General features: G+C 31.9%; 1 protein-coding gene. It reads left to right on the top strand.

Annotated elements, in window-relative coordinates:
* Nucleotides 1-19: 19 nt before the first annotated feature.
* A partial coding sequence (locus KA878_RS14210) for an ABC transporter permease (RefSeq protein ID WP_210142285.1) occupies nucleotides 20-499 on the top strand: 480 nt, incomplete at its 3' end.

Below are 499 nucleotides of genomic sequence, written 5' to 3'. Positions count from 1 at the left end.
GCGTTAGGAGATGGTGCACATGATTAATATTGCCACGCGTATTTTCAAACAAGTTATAAGAGATAAACGTACCCTTATGCTCTTACTCATTGCACCGTTATTAATAATGACGTTGATTTATTTTTTATTTAATTATTCAGATGAGTCAACTGATCTAAAAGTGGGTACATATCAAGTAAACGATCAAATCATTTCAAGCCTCAAAAAACAGGATATTAACATTCAAAAGTATTCAAATCAACAAGATTTAAAACATAAATTTAAAGAGGATCATTTAGTCGGTTTTCTATCATTAGACGATAACAAACTAAATATTACTTACGAAAATACTGATCCAAGCAAAACGAGTCGATTAAAGTTAACCATCAATAAATTAGTCATTATGCAAAGTACAAAGCAGTTGTCATCTGTCGTTAATCAACAAGGGAAAATCATTCAGTCCATAACTCAACAACTGCCAGCAACCGAAAAGTCTCAAGTTTCGGCTAAATACCCAAAT

The sequence above is a fragment of the Staphylococcus sp. GDY8P57P genome, from assembly GCF_017892585.1.
GTDB lineage: Bacteria > Bacillota > Bacilli > Staphylococcales > Staphylococcaceae > Staphylococcus > Staphylococcus borealis.
The sequence above is the reverse complement of the archived record's forward strand: the minus strand, read 5'-3'. Positions and strand labels throughout refer to the sequence as shown.